The sequence below is a fragment of the Comamonas sp. HJ-2 genome, assembly GCF_053615495.1.
Genome location: NZ_JBSIFD010000040.1, coordinates 1 through 22,011 on the forward strand (window position 1 = coordinate 1; position 22,011 = coordinate 22,011).

Below are 22,011 nucleotides of genomic sequence, written 5' to 3' on the forward strand. Positions count from 1 at the left end.
CGAGCTTGACGAGGAGCTTCAGTACGCTGGCGGCGGCAACATCAACGATGGCGACTGATGTGCAACCGCTATAACACTCCCTCAGAGATCGAGATAGAGCGTCACTTTCGCATTGGCCGAGAATCTCCGGGCTGGTGGAAGGATGAGCGCCTCGACATCTTTCCTCGGGCACCTGGCCCGTTTCTGCGCCGCGCGGTCGATGACCCGGGTTACAGCATTGAGGGTGCGGCGGGTCAGTGGGGTCTGATCCCCTGGTTTGCGAAAGAGCGCACGCTGAAATACAGCACCAACAATGCGCGCTCGGAGGAGCTGGCCAGCAAAGCCAGCTACAAGGCACCCTGGGCGCGCGGCCAGCGCTGCATCATTCCCGCCTGGAGCTTTGATGAGCCGTGCTGGGAGACGGGCAAAAACGTATGGTGGAGATTTTGCCGGGCCGATGGCGCGCCGTGGGCGCTGGCCGGGCTGTGGAATCGCTGGAATGATCCCAAGTCTGGCGAGCTCGTGGAGAGCTACACCATGCTGACCATCAATGCCGACTCACATCCCCTGATGAGTCGCATGCACAAGCCAGATCCCAGGCTGCCGGCGGACCAGCAGGACAAGCGCAGCGTGATTGCGATCGAGATGCAAGACATTGATCAGTGGTTGGCTGGGACAATTGACGAGGCGAAGGATCTTTTGAAACTACCGCCTGTCCAAGTATGCGAAGTAGTCTTTTAAAATTAGCATCATGCTGCGCTTTGCACTCATTTGTTTGTCAGCGGGGATCCGTTAGAAGTTTTGCAGCGTGTCCAACTGAGCTTGGGTCAAGCCCCGCTGATAAGCATTGTTGGTTCGGAAATTATTTGCGATGTCCGCAACCTGGGTATCCACCTGAGTGGCTCTAGCCGTAATGTCCATGGCGGTCAGTCCGGTGTCAGTGCCCGTCATCACGACGAAGTTTGTCAGCGTGATGGTACCGCCGGCGGGCACTGAGATATCGAAGCTGAAGCGCAGGTCATCGGCACCTTGGCGGGCGCCGAGTGCCGTGTCGGATTGGTAGGCGACAGTGTCTGCTGTGCCGAACGCAATGCCGACGTCACGGTCACCTATTAAGCCGCCGTTTGACTTGCAGTCCCAGGCGCTCAGCGCCTTCTGCGCAGCACCCGGAGTGGGATAGATGATGCCATAGCGGTCTGAACCGAGATTGGTTTCGTAAGTCACGACAGCATTGATCGGCGCTGCAGTTGGGTTGTGAAACTCATCAGTGGTGCGGGCCCACAACTGGTTGGGCTGTGTAAAGAAAGAGCGCTGCACCTCGAGTCCTTTGAGGGTGCGGACGCCCGAGCGAACGTTTTGAGCAACCTTGGCTGCAGACACGGTCCAGCCTGAATTGCTTGCTTCGAAGTCGCCATTTGTGACGAATTCATGGTTGATCGAGTCCTTGACGGACACATTATCGATAACTGTCCCCCAGGTGTTCCCCCAGATCCCATCTCGGCTCCAAGCCCGCTGCTCGAAAGACAGCACCACGGTCTGGCCCATGAACGCAGTAAGCGGTGCGGAGCCCCAGGTTCCGGTGGTTCCACTGAAGTTAGTCCTGAAGAGGGTGGCCAGTAATGCTCCGGCCGTGTCACGTACAACGACTTGAACATATTGATTCGGGTCGTAGAAGGGGCCAGAGGGGGCAAAAAAAGTGCTCTTGCCGCTCCATATCAAGGCGATGCCACCAGAGGCTCCGGTGAGATTTAGAGTTTGCTGTAGGCGAATCTCGGGGCCCACATGCAGATAGGCGTAGGAGCCCGACGCTGATCCTGCGCCGAGCAAGAATTGCGCATCTGAAGTGAAGCTCACGGTCTTGACGCCATCCCCTGCCGCCAGTTCGGGGCCCAAAGCCGTCAACTCTGCATAGGTCTGATCCGAAGGGAACGACGCGGGCGAGCCGCCGACGCTCACGGACAGGTGCAGGGCACCATCGAACTGGTCATTGCCTCCATCAGAGATAGAAAAATCTGAAGACAGATCCCAAATATTGGCCTGTCCGGGTGCCCTAGAGCCGTCACCATCCGTCGCGGCAATGGATTGTAAAAAAGCGGTACCAGCAGGCAAAGCGGTTGGAGTGGCCAATTCGGGGCCGGCCGGCGCAGGGGGTGGTGGTGGTGGTGCCCCTGGTGTCTGTGGCTCTCCAGGAGGGGCTGGCACTGAAGGCGATGAAATGCTGTAGTCATCGCCCCCGCAGCCAGCCAACACGGCGGCGCTAATCATCGTCAGGGAAAAATTACGCCGTCTCATGAATCGCTGCTCCGAAGATGAAGGATTGCTCTTGCCTTGGCTGTAACAATTCCCACTAAAAGTAACTAGAGGCAATATAGATGATGATTCCGCCGCAATTATTTCAATCCCCACCTCTGGCCTGCTGTGCCAGATAGGCCGGTCTTCAGGATTTCACGAGTGCTGAGTGAAGCTTAAGTGCCTTCGAGCCACCGATGCTTGTGGCATTCACTCTGACTTGTATGCCGGATTGATCGCCCAACTGTCGGAGATGGAGGATTTCTGGATTACTTGACCTGAGTGTCTTGACGCTGCGTGCGCTTGAGTTTTCGCCAGTCCCATGGTGCTGTTGGTTCAGGATCGCGCCATAGGCCAATCTTTCGAGCCTTGGCCTCTTGCTCTGCAAACTCATATTGGCCGCGTTCCTGCGGTGACTGCTCACGAGCATAGGCGCGATACCACCAAGCCATGCCTTGCATGATCATGGCCAGGCCTGCATCGAGAGTGCGCGGCCTGATGCAGGTGTAACTCAGACTGAGCACACCTGGCGCTTGTACCGGTCTATCTTGGTGCAGCGCAGCTCAGCCTCTTTCTGGAGGGTTAGTTCGGCCAGCGTTTGCCGGGCGCGATCCCCGATCCGCTGCTTGCGTTCAGGGGGGCGATGCCCTGCAGTCTGACCTTGACCTGTTCGTATTGCCCAGGCTCGCCGCATCGGGCAGTTAGGGTGTCGCTTCGGAGTTGCAGACGACAAGGCAGATGAGGGTGGAGGCGAACATAGGGCAACGGCGAAGAGGGCCGCTATCCAGTGCATAATAACGACCGGTCATATCAAACGAGAAATGACCGATGCGGAGCGCTCCGCAAATCTAGGTGTCAACGAAGTCGAAAAAACCTAGTGAAATCAATCATCTGCCCGTAGCTCAGTTGGATAGAGCAACAGCCTTCTAAGCTGTGGGTCACAGGTTCGATCCCTGTCGGGCAGGCCAAGCGAAGAAAAAGCCCATTCATGCAATTGCGTGAATGGGCTTTTTGTTTCTGCATCAGCAGTGTGCGCAGAGTGCATTTAAGACTCTGCGATCTTGCCTCTATATTTTCATTCCATTTCTTCTTCAAAAACGACCGATGGTGCGGCGACGACGCGTGCAATGTCCGTGGGGGCAGTAATCAGGCTTTTGCTTACATAGCTGAAGGGTGTGTCAGGTTCGAGAGCTGCAGTCGCCAAATGCGCTTTTGCCTGGTTGAGGGTGATGTAGTAGCTGCCCATTGGCGCTTCAATGGCGCCACGCGTCAGCACGGGGGTGTTGCTGCCGGTACGGGATGGGGTGTAGTTTTCTGCCAGCATCTGACCAGATTCTGCAATCTGCATGACTTGCACTCCCTGTAGGCGCAAACGGTCGACGGCTCGCCCTGAGTCAGCCGACAGCCAGTAACCGCATGGGCGGGGACGGCTTTGTTCGGGCTTTATGTTCAGCGATGAATTCCAGTCCACACGGGCTTCGATTTCCTGGCCGGATTCGGCCTGCAGCATGCGGATGGTGCGCTGCTCAGGTGTTTGTTTGGCCTGGATGGTCAGGGTGTTGCGGCAAGCGAGAGCGGAAATATCGCGGGACACAAAGGATTCGACCTGCTTCAGGTTTTTTGATTTCTCGGCCGTGGCTCGCAGTGCTGCAGTTGCCGCAGTGACCAGGCTGTGCACGCGGCGCTGAATGTGCAGGCGCCCCAGATCGGAGCCGCGGCTGGCTATCAGCAGAGCGACAGAGTTTTTGAGGCTGCTGGTATTGGCAAGAGTGTCGGCAGTCAAACCGGCCATGGACATTGATTTGTCCTCAGGCTGAGCACTGGGCTGAAAAAACCATTCATTGCTGAGCTCTGCCTGCTTGAGAGCGTTGCGTATGGGTTGGCTGAACCACTCTCGTGCTGCCTTGTTGACAAATTCGTGTGCGTTGGCCGTGGCAGCGGGTTGCAGTAGTACGTCGTAGCGCTGCACGGCCTGAAACTTCTGCAGCAACGTGCCAGCTGCTGCAAATTCACGTAGATCAATCACAGCTGCAGGCCGGTAGTTACGGGTCAGGCGGGCGAGGGCCTGTGCTTCCGGAGTGCTTAGCAGCAGATGATCGTGAACGAGGTCTGTGCCGTCTGCTGTGACGTGGCTGGCTGTGCCTGCCGCATCAGGATTGGCCCGGGGTACGATGATGATGTTGGTCTGCTGCAGCAAGGGCGCCAGCAGGCCGCCCTGGCTCAGTTCACGTGCGACGACCAACAGGGCCTCAGTGCTGGCAGGTTCGTCGTCACGTTGGCCGCCGACCAAGAGCACAGTGGGTTTGCCGCTGCTGTTGATGGTTGTTGCCTGGGTGCTTTGGCCTTGAGTCGCAATAAGCGCTTGAATCGGCAGTCCTCTTTGAGAGGTGCCGATAGTGACGGTGGACAGTTGCGAGCCGTTACCAGCCTTGCTGCTCACTGATTGCAACCATGCAGAAATTTCTGTCTGCGTGCTGAACTGCTGTCGCCCGCTACCCAGACCTGGAGTGTCATAAAGAGTGGTGGGGTCGGTAAAGCGAGACTCGATGGCCGGGTTATAGGGCAGGGCAGTCAGCTGTGGCGTAGGGGCAACCGCCTGGCTGATCACCGAAGGGGCGGCAGGAGAACTTGCTGCGGAGGGGGCTGGGGCCGTTGCAGGGCCTGACATGCCAGCCCAGGGCGGCAGCTGCACATTGGCACAGGCCGTCAATAGCACTGCCGAGCCCACTGTCGTCAGCTTGAGCATGCTTTGGGTCCAGACGGACTGCGTGCGCTTGGCATGAGAGAAAACAGGCTTGGTAAGAAATGTCATAAGTTCAACGCAGATAAAAAGAACATGCCAAGAGCGAAAGCTCAAGCTTCGCACATCTGGAGCCCATATTAGGTCGGCTGGCTTGCTGTCGGCTGTCAGCGCGCAGCGATGCTGCAGCTGGAAAAAACAGAAGGGCTGCAATATTGGAGATTGCAGCCCTTCAGGAGGTTGGGTTGAAGGTAGTTTCACACCTTCAGCCATAGACGCCGTGGATTAACGGCCGTAACCGCCGCCAAAGCCTCCACGGTTGCCACCGCGATTGCCTCCGCCGAAGCCACCGCGACCGCCGCCAAAGCCGCCACGGCGACCACGGTCAGCCATGCTGTCCACGCTGGTGCGCATTGGATCTGGCTGGCCACCGGCATTGCTGCCGCGCGCGCCGTTGTGGCGGGCATGTCCTTGCTGCGTGCCCAGGTGCGCATCGGCGCGGGGGGGCTGGTCGTCGTAGCGGTTGCCGCGTTCGCGATCACCGAACTGGCGGGCGCCGCCGCGCTTGGGAGCGCGCTGCTGATCGTTGTTGCCCTGGGGGCGTGGAGCACGGTCGTTCGGGCCGAAGGAGTTGCTGCGCTCGCCGTTGCGCTCTGTGCCGCGATCGGAGTTGCGTTCGCCGCGTTCGACAGCTTGCTGGCCCTGGCTGCGCTGGCTGTTGACGCGGTTGTTGCTGCGGGGCTTGTGCTGGCGTGCGGGGCGTTGCTGTGCTTCACCTTCTGCTTCGCCTTGCTGGGCATCTGCGGCAGCAGGGCGGCGGCCACCGCGGCCGCCATTGGGAGTCTTGTTGGAGCGGATGCGCTCCATCATTTCCTGGCGGGCTGCCTTGGCAGCTGCCTGCATCACATCGCGGCTGGGAGGCTTGCCAGCGCCACCCCACAGGGTTTGTCGGCCCATGGCAATGGGCTCGGCGATTTCGCCTTCTTCAGGACCAAAACCTTCGATGGGCTGCACCGGAATCTCCTGCTTGGTAAAGCGCTCGATATCCATCATGAAGCCTTCTTCGTCCATGCAGACCAGGCTGACTGCGTTGCCTTCGCGGCCGGCACGACCGGTACGGCCGATACGGTGTACATAGTCTTCCGAGATATTGGGGATCTCGTAGTTCACCACATTGGGCAGTTCATCAATGTCGATGCCGCGTGCCGCGATATCTGTTGCCACCAGCGCGCGCAGTTCGCCTGTCTTGAAGCCTTCCAAGGCCTGGGTACGGGCGCTCTGGCTCTTGTTGCCGTGCAAAGCCATGGCGGAGACGCCGTTCTTGGTCAGGTACTCGGCCACGTTGTTGGCGCCAAACTTGGTGCGGGTGAAGACCAGCACCTGACTCCAGTTGTTTTCCTGGATGATGTGCAGCAGCACCTGCTTTTTCTTGCCGCGTCCCACGGGGTGGATCACCTGCTTGATGCGCTGCACGGTGGTGTTGCGCGGCGTGACCTGGATGGATTGGGGGTTGCGCAGCAGACCATTGGCCAGCTCGCGAATTTCATCGCTGAAGGTGGCAGAGAACAGCAGGCTTTGCTTGTCCTTGGGCACCAGCGCCAGAACCTTCTTGACGTCGTGGATAAAGCCCATGTCCAGCATACGGTCGGCCTCGTCCAGGATCAGCATCTCGACGGTGGACAGGTCCATAAAGCCCTGACCGGCCAGGTCCAGCAGACGGCCGGGCGTGGCAACCAGAACGTCCACGCCTTTTTCGATGCGGGCGATCTGCGGTTTCATGCCGACACCGCCAAAAATCACGGTGGAGGTGATGTCTAGATACTTGGCATAGCCGCGCAGGTTTTCTTCCACCTGGGCCGCCAGTTCGCGGGTAGGGGTCAGCACCAGAGTGCGGATGCCCTTGCCGCCAAACTTGTTCTTGGGCGCTGTGCCGCTTGCCAGGCGCTGCAACATGGGCAGCGTGAAGGCGGCAGTCTTGCCGGTACCGGTCTGGGCGCCGGCCAGCAGATCGTGCCCGGCGAGAACCAGAGGAATGGCCTGTGCCTGAATGGGGGTCGGGTTTTCATAACCCTGTTCTTGTACGGCCTTCAGAATGGCGGGTGCCAGATTCAGTTCTTCAAATGTCATTGTGATCAATTGCGCCAATCCTGGGCGCGGGGTATCAGCCTGTCATGGCACCCGTGGGGTGCCTGGCCAGTTGTAGGCAGATATAGTTTGCGTGTTGGGAGCTTGGAAACGCTTCCTTTGTCCCCAGCTGAAGTGCTGCTGCAGCAGGCAACTGGACGCCTGTTGCGAGGGGTATTGTCGCATGCACCGATAATCATGGTTTGATTGCCGTGTAAAGCGGCACACTTTTTTGCATAAATCCAAGTAACTCAAAGCAATTCGGACATGGCTCAATACGTTTTTTCGATGAATCAGCTGACCAAGACGGTGCCGCCCAAGCGCCAGATCTTGAAAGGCATTTCCCTGAGTTTCTTCCCCGGCGCCAAGATCGGCGTGCTGGGTCTGAACGGCTCGGGCAAGTCTTCGCTGTTGAAGATCATGGCCGGTGTGGACAAGGAGTATGAAGGCGAAGCCATCCCCATGCAGGGGCTGTCCATCGGCTACCTGCCCCAGGAGCCTCAGCTCAATCCCGAGCACACCGTGCGCCAGGCCGTGGAAGAAGCCATGGCCGAGGTGAACAATGCCAAGGCCCGTCTGGAAGAGGTGTACGCAGCTTACGCAGAAGAAGATGCGGACTTTGACGCCCTGGCTGCCGAGCAAGGTGAGCTGGAAGCCATCATCGCTGCTGCGGGAACGGACTCTGAACATCAGCTGGAAATCGCTGCGGATGCACTGCGCCTGCCGGCATGGGACGCTATCGTGGGTCAGCTCTCCGGTGGCGAAAAGCGCCGCGTTGCCCTGTGCAAGCTGCTGCTGTCCAAGCCTGACATGCTTCTGCTGGACGAGCCAACCAACCACTTGGACGCCGAGTCCGTGGACTGGCTGGAGCAGTTCCTGCACCGCTTCAGCGGTACCGTGGTCGCCATTACCCACGACCGCTACTTCCTCGACAACGCGGCCGAATGGATTCTGGAACTGGACCGTGGCCATGGCATTCCCTACAAGGGCAACTACTCCGACTGGCTGATCCAGAAGGGTAACCGCCTGGAAGCCGAGCAAAAGGGCGAAGAAGCACGTGCCAAGGCCTTGAAGAAGGAACTGGAGTGGGTGCGCCAGAATGCCAAGGGTCGTCAGGCCAAGTCCAAGGCCCGTATTGCGCGCTTTGAAGAGCTGAGCGATTACGAATACCAGCAGCGCAATGAAACACAGGAAATTTTCATTCCTGTGGCCGAGCGTCTGGGCTCCAAGGTCATCGAGTTCACCAATGTCTCCAAGTCCTTTGGCGACCGCATGCTGATTGACAACCTTTCGATGAACATTCCCGCTGGTGCCATCGTCGGCATCATCGGACCGAATGGTGCCGGTAAGTCGACTCTGTTCAAGCTGATCGCGGGTAAGGAGCAGCCTGATTCAGGTACGGTGGATATCGGTCAGACCGTGAAGATGGCCTTTGTGGACCAGCACCGTGATGAACTGGCGAACGAAAAGACCGTGTGGGAAGACATCTCCGGCGGTTTGGACATGATTACCGTGGGCAAGTTCACCATGGCGTCGCGCGCTTACGCGGGCCGCTTCAACTTCAACGGCCAAGACCAGCAAAAGAAGGTCGGCAACCTCTCCGGTGGCGAGCGCGGTCGCCTGCACCTGGCCAAGACGCTGATTCAAGGCGGCAACGTGCTGCTGTTGGACGAGCCCTCCAATGACTTGGACGTGGAAACCCTGCGTGCGCTGGAAGACGCGCTGCTGGAGTATGCCGGTACCGTGATGGTCATCTCGCATGACCGCTGGTTCCTGGACCGTATTGCCACGCATATCCTGGCCGCCGAAGGCGATTCCCAGTGGGTATTCTTTGACGGCAACTACCAGGAGTACGAAGCCGATAAGAAGAAACGACTGGGTGAGGAAGGTGCTGCACCCAAGCGCATGCGTTACAAGGCGTTGAAGTAAGCATCAAAATGTCTCCAGCATCGGCTGGAGCGGGTATTCTTAGGGGCTATGAGCCTCGCACATGCATCCGTTTCCGTGCTGCGCACCTGCCTTGTCCAGGTGGTGCGTGGCGCTGATGCATTCGCGCTGCGATTGTTGCAGCGCACCGAATATGCGTTGGAGCAATCGCTTTCGACGGGTTTCCACTCTATAAGGCGCGATGTGCTCGGCGCTGCGCTGCATAACCTGCAGCAGCACCGGGCCTCGGTGATCAGCAGCTTCCCGCAGAATTTGCTGGAGGCGCTGGTACTGTCAGCGCGCCAACCGTTTTCCTTTTCTGCACAGACGCTGGATACTGTCACTGGCCGGCTTTTGCCATTGGCGGCCATGGCCGAGTCGGCCAGCCGCCAGCTCAAGGCCGAGCACAAGCTGGTGCAGATGGTCGAGCCCCAGGTCGAGTTGGCGCTGGCCGATCTGGATGCGTTGATGAGCGGCGCTCAGGGGCTTGAATCCGCTCGGCCAGAGTGCAATCCGCTGCGGCTGGAGAACTATGTACGCGCTTTGAGCCAGTCGTTGACGGCTGTTCAGCCCGTCACGGAAGTGGCCGATTGCTGGCATGAATTCATGTCGCAGCAGCTGGGTTCGATTCTGGCTTCTGAATATTCCCGTGCTGCCAATTTGCTGCGCCAGCATGGCGTGCAGCCTGCCCGCTATGGCGCGGACGGCGACACCCGGCCTCAATGCCTGCTGACCTTGCGGCTATTGCAGGAGTTGGCCTCAGATCTGCGCTGGATTGATGATTCGCGTTGCACCGTGCCCCAGTCGCTGACGGACTCCATGCTGGCGGGTTGGCCGGCGACCGAGCCGGCCTCTATCGCGCCTGTGCAAGATTCGGGGCTGGAGCCAGGCTGGACTTCGTATTCGGCCAATGCGCTGCAGACTTCGCAACAACCCTGGGTACCCAGTGCTCTGGGGGGATTGCGCGCACCACAGCCCAGTCAGGCGCCCAGTGCTCTGATTCAGATACGCACGCTGCAGCGAATGATGAGCCATATGACCAGCGACGGCCGCCTGCTGCCGCCGGTGCAGCGGGTCTTGTTGCGGCTTGAACCCATGTTGAGCCAGTTGGTGGCGCAAGACGGTGTTTTCTTTGAGGATCGCTTGCACCCGGCACGGCAGTTGCTGGACGAGCTGACGGCTCGCAGCCTCTGGTTTGCCAGCGAATCTGCTCTGGGATTTGCCCACTTCATCACCGTGGCAGAGGCTGCGGCGAACCAGTTGGCTAGTGCAGGGCAGGCAAATGCCAATGTATTTGCCCGAGTGCTGCAATTTGTGCGCGAGCAGTGGCCGCCGGAAGGTCGTATGAGCCGCGTTGCGGCGCTGAGCCAGCATACCGAAGTCGAGCATTCCACGCGGCAAGGGCTGATGAGCTCGGCGCTGGGGCTGGTCGATCGCCAAGTTGTGAGCGCCATCGAGCAAATCAAGCCCGATGCCCTGCAACTGGCGCAGATGATTCGAAACCTGCCCAGTGCCAAGGGTGTGCCTGAAGATATTCTGGATTTTGTGACCGGCCCGTGGGCCGGTGTGATTGCCCAGGCGCAGCAGCGGGCCGAACCAGGGCAGGAGCGCGACCCGGGTGGTTATCTGGCGCTGGTGCCCAGCCTGCTGTGGAGCGTGTCGCCGCAGGCCGCTCAGGATGTGACGCGGCTGGTGGCCATGGCGCCCAAGTTGCAGCGCCGCCTGGCGCGAGGCTTGCGCAGCGTGGGCCGCACGGATGTCGAAATCGCCGCACTGGCGGCCCGGCTGGGAAGCCTTCAGCAGCGGGTATTGGATGCGGCCGAGGCTGCGGGCCAGTCCGGCTCCGACGAATTTGCCAGGGTGGATGTACTCGGTGAACTGCCCAGCGTGCTGGCGGGTCTGGATGGCGCCTCAGAAACCGTGCGTGCAGGACTGGATATCACCTTGCCGGTACTGACCGACAGAGTCGAGGATCCGCCATCAGTGGCCGTGATGCGAGAGGCGCAGGTTCAGGCTGCAACCCATTCCTCAGGACCTGTCTTCAAGACCACAGCGTCGCAAAAGATAGTCAGTGCTCCATTGGACGAGACTGAAGCAGTTGTCTCTGCTCCCATGCCGGGGCATGCATCCATGGGGCAGAGCAAGCCTGCTGATGTTGCCGAATGGCCTTTGGGCACCTGGGTGGAGCTGTGCAACGAGCGCCAGCAGCTGCGCACCAAGCTCACCTGGGTCAGCCCGCAGCAAAGCCTGTTTCTGTTTACCGCCGAAGACGGAAGCACCCAGTCCATGACGCGCCGCATGCGGGATAAATTGCTGACGCAGGGACAGTTGCGGCGACTTGAGGCGATGGCCTAGCTTCTTGCGCTTAAATCCTGATGGCTGGGTAGTGTCGTCTGGCCTTCGATCTGTACCGATTGAGCCAGCAAAACAGCGCGTGCGGTGGCTATGGCCACGGCTTCGGCCGCCAAGGTGCTCAGCGTCATCATTCCTAGCGATTTGCCGCTGCGGCCCGTGCCCAGGGCAAACAGGCTATCGCCATCGCTCATGGTGTGCACGGGGTTGATGGCTCGTGCCAGGCCATCATGGGCTACCACGGCCAGGCGGTGGGCCTGGGCCTTGGTGATAGCGGCATCGGTCGCTACGACGCCTATCGTGGTGTTGCTGCCGGCCAGAGTCGGCCTGGGCTCTTCGCCCGCCAGCAAGGCATCGCGGGTGCCGCGCAATTGCAGGCCGTCTGCCGTGCGTGCCCCGGCCAGCAACTCGCCGTTGAAGGGGTTGAATACATCGCCCAGCGCATTGCAGGCAATGATGGCTCCTACGGTGACGCCATCGACGGTAAAGCTGGCCGTGCCTATGCCGCCCTTCATGGCGCGTTCGTGGCCGAAGACCTTGCCCACCACGGCGCCAGCGCCAGCGCCTACGCTGCCCTCGGCGGGTCGCCCGGTGCCAGAGTCCGGCCCCGTATTCCGGCAGGCGGCATAGCCGGCCGCAGCATCGGGGCGTATGCGCATATCGCCCATCATCACGTCAAACAACACGGCTGCCGGCACCAGCGGAATCCGGCCCACGCCGATACTCAGGCCGGCACCTTGCTCTTCCAGCCAGCGCACGGCCCCTGTGGCAGCATCCAGCCCCCAGGCGCTGCCGCCGGCCAGCATGATGCCGTGGACCTCCTGCACCAGATTGCTGGGGTGAAGCAAATCGGTCTCGCGCGTGCCAGGGGCTGCGCCGCGCACATCCACACCGCCCACGGCACCTTGAGGGCAAAGCACGGCGGTGCAGCCCGTGGGGCGACGCGAGTCGCTGAAATGGCCGACGGAGATGCCCTGCACACGGCCGATATGGCCTTCGTGTGCGAGCAGATCTTGAATCGTTGAAAAAGCGCTCATGCCAGTACTCCTTGTATTTCTTATATGTTTTTATGGATAAATAGATGGTTTTTTATTCTTTAGGGTTTGCCCGTGTAGGGGTCATACTTGCTCACATTGTTGCAGCTCGGTAAACAAATGAGAGCCGTACTGCCCACGCGCATCCAATTCAAGGAGTGATCCATGCCCGCCCATTTTTCTTTTGCAGCCAGCCGCCGTGCCGTTCTGGCCACTGCCGCAGTAGCATTGCTGGCGACTGCCGGTGTACCTGCTCTGGCGCAGGACCCGGCCAAGAAGAACCTGCTGATTGGCGCCACCGCCGGCTCCAACTATGACCTGCTGCAAAAAGGCATAGTGCCTCAGCTGCAGAAAAAGGGCTATCAGATCAAGCTGATCGAGTTCAATGACTATGTTCAGCCCAATCTGGCGCTGTCCGACGGTTCGCTGGATGCCAATTTCTTCCAGCACCGTGCCTATTTCGATCAGTTCACCACGGATCGCAAGCTGGCGCTGACTGCGATTGCTCAGGGCCCGGTGGCACCCATGGGCGTGTACAGCAAAAAGCACAAGTCTCTGGCCGATATCAAGAGCGGCGCCAAGGTGGCTCTGCCCAATGACCCCAGCAACCTGGCTCGTGCATTGCTGGTGTTGCAGCAGGCAGGCCTCGTCAAGGTCAAGGAAGGGGTGAACCCGGCCCGTATCTCCGAGCTGGATCTGGCCGCCAATCCCCACAAGCTCAAGTTTGTGGCGCTGGAGGCAGCCCAGTTGCCGCGTGTGCTCGAAGATGCTGACTATGTGGTGGTCAATGGCAACTTTGCCGTTTCCTCGGGTCTGAAGCTGAGCGAGGCCGTGGTGCTGGAAAAGACTCCCGATCTGTACCTGAACGTGGTGGCCGTGAAGACCGGCAACGAAAACAGCCAGTGGGCCAAGGATCTGTCCGCTGCCTACCGCTCGCCAGAGTTCAAGGCCGTGGTGGACAGCCAGTTCCCCGGCTACTCCAAGCCTGCTTTCCTCAAGTGATGGAGTTGGACTGAAGACGCCAAGGGCCGCGATGCGGCCCTTTTTTCATGCCCGTGGATTTGCTGGTTTTAGATGAAAAGCAAATAAGAGCATGGGTTTTTATTGGTTGGAATTTGCTCTCCCTGTCTGGATACTGCAAAGGCCTCTGCATGGATGCAGAGTCAGACCTTTGATATCAAAACACAGTACATCAACGAGGAGCAAAGCATGACCACTCTTTTTTCCGTAGCGCACCGCCGCCGCAGTCTTCTGGCCACCACCCTGCTGGCGGGAGCCGCTCTGGCTATGGGGGCCCTGCAGGCCGCAGCCCAGGACGCCGGCAAAAAGCAACTGGTCATCGGCGGCACGGCCGGCTCCAACATCGACCAGCTTCAATACGGCATAGTTCCCATTCTGCAGAAGAAGGGCTACAAGGTTCGCCTGGTGGAGTTCAACGACTATGTCCAGCCCAACCTGGCTTTGGCCGACGGTTCGCTGGATGCCAATTTCTTCCAGCACGAGGTGTATTTCAATCAGTTCAAGGGTGACCGCAAGCTGGATCTGACGGCCCTGGTACAGGGGCCGATTGCGCCCATGGGCGTCTACAGCAAGCAGCGCAAAAGTCTGGCCGACCTGAAGGAGGGCGATCGCATTGCCCTGCCCAACGACGCCAGCAATCTGGCTCGGGGCATTCTGCTGCTGCAGCAGGCGGGGCTGGTCAGGCTCAAGGAAGGCGTGAACCCGCTGCGCGTGTCTGAGCTGGATCTGGCCTCCAATCCCAAGAAGATCAAGCTCGTGCCCCTGGATGCGGCTCATCTGCCGCGCGCGCTCGATGATGCACAGTACGCCATCATCAACGGCAACTTTGCGATTTCCTCGGGCCTGAAGCTTTCAGATTCGGTGCTGCTGGAAAAAACGCCCGAGCATTATCTGAACATCGTGGCCGTCAAGACCAAGGACAAGGATGCGCAATGGGCCAAGGATCTGGCTGCAGCCTACAAGTCCGCCGAGTTCAAGGGCGTGGTGGACAGCAAGTTTGCGGGTTATGCCAAGCCCGCATTCTTGCAGTAAGACTCAGCCGACAAGAGCCTGAACCTCATCCTCCAGATAGCGCAGCGCACGCAGCTCGATCTGCTGCAGCTGCGCTTTCTGTGTTTCGGGCAGGACCTGCAAAAGCGCAGCGGCCCCAAAGTCGCTGAGCACGGCGTGCCCGGTCTGCAGATTGCACAGGATATTGTGGGCATACAGATCACCATGCAGCAGACCAAGGCCGTGCAGATGGGTGACGGCAGAGCGTATGCCTTGCAGCAACTGGTGGGCTACGCCGGTTTGCAGACGTAGTTCGGGGTCATAGACATCACGTGTGCAGCTGTCGAAGTTGGGCGGACCGGCTAGCGGCTGCATGGCTGAATCCAGCAGGGGCAGGGCCGTGGCTGTTTGCCCGTCAGGAGCGCCCAGAACCTGCGCCAGCGGCGTCAGCAGATGAGGATGCTGTCCTGCCGCAATGCCTGCTGCCAGTTCGGATTGCGGCGTGCCGTCGCTGGTCTGGGCGGCCTTGAAAACCTTGAGTGCCAGATCCTGTCCGTTGAGACTGGCGCGGTAGATATGGCCGCTGGCGCCTTCGCCCAGCTTGCCGGCAATCTGCAAATTTTGATAAAAAATGGGCTCAATCCCATGCCCTGAAAGCGTATCCAGCTCCTGTTTTTGAGTCATTGGATTGCCTGCCAACGCCAGCCACGCCAGGCGAGGCAGCCGGAAGATGACTTCAGGAGCATCTTCGAAACGGTTACTTGCCATGCGCAGCAACTCCAGCGCTTGGCAATGCTCCAGGCTCTGGGGCAGCTGCCTCAGCTGGTTGCACGACAGCATGAGCTTTTGCAGACGCGTGCATTGGCCGATGGACTCAGGCAACTGGTGCACATGGTTGTCCGTGAGAATCAGCCAGCGCAGGCGCGCCGGCAGGCTGTCCTTGGGCACATGTGTGATGCGGCAGGCCTTGAAACCCACCATTTCGAGTTGCGGCATGCGGCCCAGCACGCGGGGCAGTTCGCTGAACGGATTGTTCGAGGCAAACAGAATGCGCAGCCGCGCAAAACGCGTCAGATCATCAGGCAGGGTGCTGAGCCGGTTGCCCGACAGATCGAGGATCTCCAGCGTATCGGCCAGCTGATAAAGCGCGGCGGGGAACTCGGTCAGCCCATCGCAGAGCCTGATATGGTGTGCGCGGGCCAGTGAACCATTGGCCAGCCCGGAGTGAAACTGCTCTAGCGTCGACATAGGACGCGCAGTCTAAGCCCTGCGCACCCATGCACCTAAAACACACAATGCACGGAATGCCTGCATGAAAATCTTCAAAGACCTGCCTGCGCTGGTGCAGGCATTGCCCGAACTCGCGCTGAGCGACTGGGTGGATCTGCCTGCCGATGCCGCTGCCCAGCTTGAGGCGCCAAATCAGTCTCCGCCAGCAGATCTGCTGAAACAGCCTGCCTTGCGCTTTGTGGTGCGTGATGCGAATGAGGTGCCGCGCATGGGCTATGTGCCGTGGATGCCGGTGGCGGTGCTCGCTCAGATGCACTGGCCTTCACCATCGGACGCGGTGGCATGGTCTTGTTTTCTGCAGGCCGAGTTTGGGCGCAGCCAGCGCTTTGTAGAAAACCATGATGTGTGGGATGAGGCCGACGTGCCCGAGCCGTATTGGCTGTTCGCCGATGCTTCGTTCGATCAGCGGCTGGCTCACTGGTATCAAGGCCTGCAGGCCCATGCCTGGATGGACGAAGAGCCGGCTCAAGTCAAGCCCTTCAGCCGGGCCGAGCTGCGCCTGTGCGAATGGCGCCTGGGTTGCGCTCTTCCCCAGTCCTTGCGTGACTATCTGTTGCAGCTCGGTGTGCTGGACTGGGCCGAGCGCTTGCTGAGTCCGCGCTTTGATCTGATGGCGCCGGATGCAGACATGGATGCCATCGGTTCGGTGCAAGTCGTGTTCCCGGGCATCGCCGATATTGTGGAGATGAGTGCGCCGCAACAGGCGCAGCCCTTGAAGGCGCAGTTGAGTGAGCTGGTGGTGTTCGGGGACTACCTGGGCAATGGGAATCTCTGGTGCTTTGACCGCCGCGATGGCTCTGTCTGGTATCTGGACCATGACAGCAGCCCCTTGCTGACCCGTATGTTCGACGATGTGGGCGACTATCTGGACGCGCTGGCATTGATGTCGCTATGCCGCAGTCACGCCGTGGCCCAGGGGCGGGATGATGGCGATGAGCAGGCCGAAGTGCTGCTGGAAAAGCGCTTTGGGCGGGCGCTGATCAGGAAATGGATGTACTGAAATGAGTATGAAACTGCTCAAGGCCGCTGAAAAAGGCGATATTGCTGCGCTGGAGTTGCGCCTGAGGGACGGTGACGATATCGCCTATGTGCAAAAGAGCACAGGTCTCAATGCGCTGATCACTGCCCTCAATTGCGGCAACGATGCCGCGGCCCAATGGCTGGTGGAGCAAGGCAGTCCGCTGGATCAGGTGAGTCTGGCAACGGGCATGACCGCCACCGCCTGGGCGGCCTTCAACGGGCGCACAGAGATGCTGCAAGTGCTGCGGCAGGCGGGGGCCGACCTTGACAAGACCGGGGATGACAAGGGCCGCACCCCATATCTGTTGGCTGTGGACCATGGCGTGTGGGAGGCTGTGCGCTGGTTCTGGTCGGCCGGGATCGATCTTCGGCGCAGAGATGCGCAGGGGCGCAATGCCCATGATCTGCTGGTGTACAGCAGTCGTGATGTGCCCGGGGATGTACTGGAGCGCGTGGCAGGCCATGCGGGAGTAATGTCCACGGGGTTGTGACGGGATGACGATGCCATGCTTGCATGGCATCGTCATCGTCTCAACGGCGAGACTGCATCAGGACGCTGGCTGGATGCGGGTGATGATCAGCGAGCCATCCTTGTCCTCGGCGCGGAACAGCACTTTGTCACCGGCTTTGAAGTCGTTGGACTGGCTGGCGTCCGCCAGCACAAACACCATGGTCATGGGAGGCATGTCCAGGTTCTTGATTTCTTCGTGGCGAATCGTCAGCTTGCCTGTGCGCTTGTCCACGCGGGTGATTTCACCGGCGGTCAATGCATCGGCCTGAGCTGCAGGTGCGGTTGCAGAAGTGCCGGCTGCTGCGCCGTGACCAGCGTGTGCCGAGTGATCCTGCGCCAAAGCGGGAGTGGTCAGCGCAAAGCCCAGGCTCAGGGCAGCCAAAGTGGTGTGAAAGAGGTTTCTCATCATGTTCTCCTGAATTGAGGGGGTCAGCCGCGATAGCTGGTGAAGACCGAGGTGCTGACATCGCTGCGCATCAGGCTTTGGGTGACCAGCAGCACGTCGTAGGGGTCTTTGCGGCCGCCGTACTCGGGGCCGTCCATGCCGGGACTGCCAATGGGCATGCCCGGTACGGCGATGCCCAGCGCCTTGGGTTTTTGCTTCAGCAGCTTGTGCACATCGGCGGCTGGCACATGGCCTTCGACCAGATACCCGCCCACCAGGGCTGTATGACAGGAACCCAGGCGGGTAGGCAGGCCCAGTTTGGCGCGTACGGCGCTGTTGCCCACGTCGTGCACCTTGACGGCGAAACCAGCCTGCTCCATCAGGGCAATCCAGTCCTTGCAGCAGCCGCAGTTCGGGTCTTTCCAGACCTCCATGGCAATCTTGGCGGGAGCAGCCGCCATTGCTGACAGCGCAGCCATGCCGGCAGCGGCGGCCAGCAGATGCAGAACGTGGCGGCGGTTGGTGCTTGTCATCGGGAATTCCTTTCTTGCGTTATTCGGTGACGGTGAAACGCCCCGTCATGCCGGCCTGGTAATGGCCGGCGATCAGGCAGGCGAAGTCGAATTCGCCTGCGCGGTTGAAGCTCCACACCATGTCTTCGGTCTGGCCTGTGGCCACATGGGCCATATAGGGTTCGGCATGTTCCATGCCGGGGTACTTGAGCATCATCTGCGCGTGCTCATCGAGCGATGCCCGGGTGCCCAGCACCATCTCGTGCATGAGAAGGCCTTTGTTGACCACGCGCAGGCGCAGGGTTTCGCCCTTTTTCACGCTGAAATGACTGGGGCTGAAGCGCATGTCGTCCGTCATCTGGATGGTGATGGTGCGCCGGGCCTCCCTGGCCTCGGCGGCAATGCCCCAGGGCTTTTGCTCCTTGATCACGGGACCGCTGGCATGGGTGCTGTTTCCATGCGCAAAACTAGCGCCAGCGCTTGCTGCCAAAGTGCAGGCAGCTATGAAATGAATAGTCTTCATGAGAGTCTCCTGGCGTCAGTGCTGGGTGTGTGCACCCGTGGCGGGGCCGGTTTCGGGTTTGCGTACGGTGGCGGCACCAGGAGCGGTGCCGGGCGTGCTCTGGCGGGGGGCCTTGGCATCGAAAGGTGCGCCCTGCCATTCATAGGCACGGGTCCCTTTGGGCTGCTGGTACCAGCCGGGGTCCTTGTAGTCGTTGGCACCCAGGTTTTTGCGTACCTTGAAGCTGGTGAACATCCCGCCCATTTCGATGGGGCCGTAAGGGCCCTGGCCGGTCATCATGGGGAAGGTGTTGTCGGACAAAGGCATTTCCATGGCGCCCATATCGCCCATGCCGCGCTCGCCCATCAGCATGTAGTCGGGCACGATCTTCTGGATCTTGCCCACCAGGCCGCGGTGGTCCACGCCGATCATGGTGGGCACGTCGTGACCCATGGCGCCCATGGTGTGGTGGCTCTTGTGGCAGTGGAAAGCCCAGTCGCCGGGTTCGTCGGCAATGAATTCCACCTGGCGCATCTGACCCACGGCCACATCCGTTGTCACCTCGGGCCAGCGGGCGGACTTCGGAACGGGGCCGCCGTCGGTGCCCGTGACCTCGAACTCATGGCCGTGGATATGGATGGGGTGGTTGGTCATGGTCAGATTGCCCACGCGGATGCGCACCTTGTCACCCTGACGAGCCACCAGTGGGCTGATGGCGGGGAAGGCGCGGCTGTTGAAAGTCCAGATATTGAAATCCGTCATCTCGTTGATACGCGGTGTCATGGTGCCGGGCTCGACCGCATAGGCGCTGAGCAGAAAGGCATAGTCGCGCTGCACCTTGTCGATCAGCGGGTGGGCTGTCTTGGGGTGGGTGATCCACAAGCCCATCATGCCCATGGCCATCTGAACCATCTCATCCGAATGCGGGTGGTACATGAAGGTGCCGGGGCGGCGCGCCTCGAACTCATAGACGAAGGTCTTGCCCGGCGGGATGTGAGGCTGGTTCAGACCGCCCACACCGTCCATGCCATTGGGCAGACGCTGGCCATGCCAGTGGATGGTGGTGCTCTCGGGCAGGCGGTTGGTGACGAAGATGCGCACTTTGTCGCCTTCCACCACTTCGATCGTGGGGCCCGGCGACTGGCCGTTGTAGCCCCACATATTGACGAAAAATCCGGGCGCCACCTCGCGCACCACGGGCTCGGCCACGAGGTGGAACTCCTTGACGCCCGCATTCATGCGCCAGGGCGTGGTCCAGCCGTTGAGCGTGACCACGGGTTGGTATGGGCGACCGTTGGGCGGCGTCAAAGGCGCAGCCGTGTCGGCGCTGCCTTGCATGACGGGCTCGGGCAGGGCCGCCATGGCAACCCGGCTGACGGCCATTGAAGTTGTGGCGGCTGCCACTGCAGTGGCAGCGCCAGTGAAAAAGGATCGGCGTTGCATATCAGTGACCTGCTTCGGCTTGTGCAGCGGGCGCTGCGCTGGTGTTGACGGTGGGGGTGGTTCCTGGCGATGTGCCTGTCAGGGCCAGGCGCAGATCGGTCTCGGCCAGCCAGAAGTCGCGCTGTGCCTCGGTGGCGGTCACCACCGCTTGCGTGGTGCTGCGGGCCTGGGCCAACAACTGCCACACACTCATGAACATGCCGTTGTAGCGGTAGACGGTTTCTTCCTGCATCAGCTTGGCCAAGGGCAGAACCTCGGCCTGCTGCTGCTGGGCCAGGTCGTAAGCCGTGCGGTAGGCCAGCCAGTTGCTGCGGGCTTCGCTGCGTGCGCGTATGGCGTTGTCGCGCAGCAGCGATGCGCTGCGCAGAACCTGGTTGCGTGCCATGCCGCGCGCGGCAAAGCCCCAATCAAACAGCGGCAGCGGCACGTCGAATTCCCAGCCCTGGGTCTTGTCGCTGTGGCCGGTGGCGCGTTCGGTACTGGTGTTGTTGCTGTAGCTGGCGCCGATATCACCAAAGATGGTGCCAATCGTGGCCCAGCCCTGGCGGCCGGCGGTCACATCAAGGTCGCGGCGCAGAGCGCCCAGATCCAGCCGCTGGCGCAGGGCGGTGGCTTCGGCGTCATCGCCGCCGCGCAGCTCGGTCGCTTTGGGCAAGGCGGGCAGTTGCTCGGGCAGCTTGTAGGCCAACTGCTCGCCCCACAGACCCATGCGGCGGGCCAGCTGCTCGCGTTCCAGCTGGGCGTTCAGACGCGCGCGTGCCAACTGAGCGGCGGCCTGCTGCTGCTGGGCCAGCTCTCTGGCCTGGTCCATCTTGCTGAAGTTGCCGACCTGGGCCATGCGGCGTGCCAGCTCGCCGCCCAGGGCCGCTGCCTCGTGCATGCGTTCGTTGGCGGCCAGAGCCTGCTCGGCGGCCACGGCGCGCAGCCACGCGCGGCGTGTGTCGGAGGCCAGCAGCAGCACCTGCTGGGCGGCCGTCAGCGTGGCCTGTTCCATCTGCCAGCCCTGCCAGCGGCTGCGCCAGGGCAGGGTGATGAGCTGCACCAGCCCAAAGCTGAGCTGGCGCTCGATTTCGCGCTCGTGGCTGTTGCGAAAGCGGCCGAAGGTAAAGCTGGGGTTGGGCAGGGTCAGGAGCTGCACGCGCTGCGCGTCGGCAATGCCGAGCTGCGCCAGCTGGGCCTGCAGACCGGGGTTGTTGAGCAGGGCGATGCGCACGGCGGTGTCGGCATCGACAGGGGTTTTGAGCCAGTCGGCAATCTGGGTCTGCGCATTCTGCAGGGCTTGCGCGTCCGGCGACGGCAGTTGTGCACCCGCGGGCAGCCTGCCTTCGGTATGTCTGGCCACGTTGCCGCGCAGTCCGTCGGGCGAGATGCTGGCGCAGCCAGCCAGCGCCAGTGCGGCGAGCAATGGCGCGGCTTTGAATGCAAGGCGTTTCATGGCTGGACTCCGTGATGGTGCTGATGTGCGGGCGCACCGCTGTCCGGGGCTGGGCCGGAGGCATTGCCCTGGAATTTCTCCCACCTGAGCACATCGCCATGGCCGCGCGGGAACTCGCCCACGGCAGCATTGGCGGCCTTCCAGTCACCGGGCTGGGCGACGATGGCCGCGCTGGCGGCAAGTGGCTGGTGCTGCAGCGCCAGCGTGGGAGCATCGGGATCGAAAACGCGGTTGCCCTTGGCTGGGGGTTGGGCGGCCGGGGGAGCCAGCTCGGGCGTCTGGGCCAGGACTGGCAAGCTGACGCCGGCCATGAGCAAAGCCATGGCTGTCAAAGAAAGAGGATGCGCGTGGCGCATAGAAGACTCCTGTCGTCTAAAACCGGGAGAAGGTCCGCAGTCTTGAGCGTTTGACGGCTCGAAACTAGACAGCTAGCGCAATGGCTGCCATCAAAAAGCGGAC

19 protein-coding genes and 1 tRNA gene are annotated in these 22,011 nt (G+C 60.8%); 8 read left to right on the forward strand and 12 right to left on the reverse strand.

The features are described from left to right. Positions 1-57: 57 nt before the first annotated feature. Positions 58-720 (forward strand): SOS response-associated peptidase, encoded by a 663-nt coding sequence (locus ACWGXF_RS22710; RefSeq protein ID WP_452102531.1) that lies wholly within the window; start codon positions 58-60, stop codon positions 718-720. A gap of 51 nt (positions 721-771) precedes the next feature. Here ACWGXF_RS22710 and ACWGXF_RS22715 read toward each other — a convergent pair whose 3' ends face one another. Further along, a complete protein-coding gene (locus tag ACWGXF_RS22715) occupies positions 772-2,106 on the reverse strand; it encodes a hypothetical protein (RefSeq protein ID WP_452102532.1) in 1,335 nt (444 codons plus the stop codon). Between the two features lie 431 nt (positions 2,107-2,537). Further along, positions 2,538-2,735: a thermonuclease family protein gene (locus ACWGXF_RS22720; protein ID WP_452102533.1), complete on the reverse strand. Its 198-nt coding sequence runs from the start codon at positions 2,733-2,735 to the stop codon at positions 2,538-2,540. A gap of 424 nt (positions 2,736-3,159) precedes the next feature. On the opposite strand from ACWGXF_RS22720, the gene ACWGXF_RS22725 reads away from it, so the two are divergent. Continuing rightward, positions 3,160-3,236: transfer RNA gene (locus tag ACWGXF_RS22725), tRNA-Arg, on the forward strand. Positions 3,237-3,343: 107 nt separating this feature from the next. On the opposite strand, the gene ACWGXF_RS22730 is transcribed toward ACWGXF_RS22725, so the two are convergent. Further along, complete coding sequence (locus tag ACWGXF_RS22730) at positions 3,344-5,080, reverse strand: M14 family zinc carboxypeptidase (RefSeq protein ID WP_370466684.1); 1,737 nt, start codon at positions 5,078-5,080, stop codon at positions 3,344-3,346. Positions 5,081-5,293: 213 nt separating this feature from the next. Then, positions 5,294-7,135: a DEAD/DEAH box helicase gene (locus tag ACWGXF_RS22735; RefSeq protein WP_039050895.1), complete on the reverse strand. Its 1,842-nt coding sequence runs from the start codon at positions 7,133-7,135 to the stop codon at positions 5,294-5,296. A 264-nt stretch (positions 7,136-7,399) separates the two neighbouring features. Here ACWGXF_RS22735 and ettA point away from each other — a divergent pair, with 264 nt between their 5' ends. Both ettA and ACWGXF_RS22745 read left to right on the forward strand, forming a co-directional pair. Beyond that, positions 7,400-9,061, forward strand: a complete 1,662-nt coding sequence (gene ettA / locus ACWGXF_RS22740; RefSeq protein WP_003063408.1) for an energy-dependent translational throttle protein EttA — start codon at positions 7,400-7,402, stop codon at positions 9,059-9,061. Between the two features lie 48 nt (positions 9,062-9,109). Continuing rightward, entirely contained in the window at positions 9,110-11,413 is a 2,304-nt protein-coding gene (locus ACWGXF_RS22745; protein ID WP_256630080.1) for a DUF1631 family protein, read from the forward strand. Here the strand turns inward: ACWGXF_RS22745 and ACWGXF_RS22750 are convergent. Next, the gene (locus ACWGXF_RS22750; protein WP_256630081.1) at positions 11,410-12,447 is read right to left on the reverse strand and encodes a P1 family peptidase; all 1,038 of its coding nucleotides are present in this window, start codon (positions 12,445-12,447) and stop codon (positions 11,410-11,412) included. The genes ACWGXF_RS22745 and ACWGXF_RS22750 overlap by 4 nt on opposite strands. 162 nt (positions 12,448-12,609) lie before the next feature. On the opposite strand from ACWGXF_RS22750, the gene ACWGXF_RS22755 reads away from it, so the two are divergent. Both ACWGXF_RS22755 and ACWGXF_RS22760 read left to right on the forward strand, forming a co-directional pair. After that, entirely contained in the window at positions 12,610-13,446 is an 837-nt protein-coding gene (locus ACWGXF_RS22755; RefSeq protein WP_034359209.1) for a MetQ/NlpA family ABC transporter substrate-binding protein, read from the forward strand. 207 nt (positions 13,447-13,653) lie between these two features. Continuing rightward, positions 13,654-14,496, forward strand: a complete 843-nt coding sequence (locus ACWGXF_RS22760; RefSeq protein ID WP_054075380.1) for a MetQ/NlpA family ABC transporter substrate-binding protein — start codon at positions 13,654-13,656, stop codon at positions 14,494-14,496. Positions 14,497-14,499: 3 nt separating this feature from the next. Here the strand turns inward: ACWGXF_RS22760 and ACWGXF_RS22765 are convergent, their stop codons facing one another. Further along, positions 14,500-15,702, reverse strand: coding sequence for a leucine-rich repeat-containing protein kinase family protein (locus ACWGXF_RS22765; RefSeq protein ID WP_452102534.1), 1,203 nt, complete (start codon positions 15,700-15,702; stop codon positions 14,500-14,502). Positions 15,703-15,766: 64 nt separating this feature from the next. Between ACWGXF_RS22765 and ACWGXF_RS22770 the strand changes: the two genes are divergently transcribed. Next, a complete protein-coding gene (locus ACWGXF_RS22770; RefSeq protein WP_452102535.1) occupies positions 15,767-16,744 on the forward strand; it encodes an SMI1/KNR4 family protein in 978 nt (325 codons plus the stop codon). Position 16,745: 1 nt separating this feature from the next. After that, positions 16,746-17,255: an ankyrin repeat domain-containing protein gene (locus tag ACWGXF_RS22775; RefSeq protein WP_256630084.1), complete on the forward strand. Its 510-nt coding sequence runs from the start codon at positions 16,746-16,748 to the stop codon at positions 17,253-17,255. Positions 17,256-17,312: 57 nt separating this feature from the next. Here the strand turns inward: ACWGXF_RS22775 and ACWGXF_RS22780 are convergent, their stop codons facing one another. The 6 genes from ACWGXF_RS22780 to ACWGXF_RS22805 are packed head-to-tail and all read right to left on the reverse strand — an operon-like array spanning position 17,313 to position 21,908. Then, complete coding sequence (locus tag ACWGXF_RS22780; RefSeq protein WP_054075381.1) at positions 17,313-17,681, reverse strand: copper-binding protein; 369 nt, start codon at positions 17,679-17,681, stop codon at positions 17,313-17,315. 23 nt (positions 17,682-17,704) lie between these two features. Next, complete coding sequence (locus ACWGXF_RS22785) at positions 17,705-18,193, reverse strand: DUF411 domain-containing protein (RefSeq protein ID WP_452102536.1); 489 nt, start codon at positions 18,191-18,193, stop codon at positions 17,705-17,707. Between the two features lie 19 nt (positions 18,194-18,212). Then, on the reverse strand, positions 18,213-18,695 hold the full coding sequence (locus tag ACWGXF_RS22790; protein ID WP_256630085.1) for a cupredoxin domain-containing protein: 483 nt from the start codon (positions 18,693-18,695) through the stop codon (positions 18,213-18,215). Between the two features lie 15 nt (positions 18,696-18,710). Further along, positions 18,711-20,117, reverse strand: coding sequence for a multicopper oxidase family protein (locus tag ACWGXF_RS22795; protein ID WP_256630086.1), 1,407 nt, complete (start codon positions 20,115-20,117; stop codon positions 18,711-18,713). 1 nt (position 20,118) lies between these two features. Next, positions 20,119-21,552, reverse strand: coding sequence for a TolC family protein (locus ACWGXF_RS22800; RefSeq protein ID WP_256630087.1), 1,434 nt, complete (start codon positions 21,550-21,552; stop codon positions 20,119-20,121). After that, positions 21,549-21,908, reverse strand: coding sequence for a hypothetical protein (locus ACWGXF_RS22805; RefSeq protein WP_256630088.1), 360 nt, complete (start codon positions 21,906-21,908; stop codon positions 21,549-21,551). Before ACWGXF_RS22805 ends, ACWGXF_RS22800 begins: the two co-directional genes overlap by 4 nt. Between the last annotated feature and the right edge of the window lie 103 nt (positions 21,909-22,011).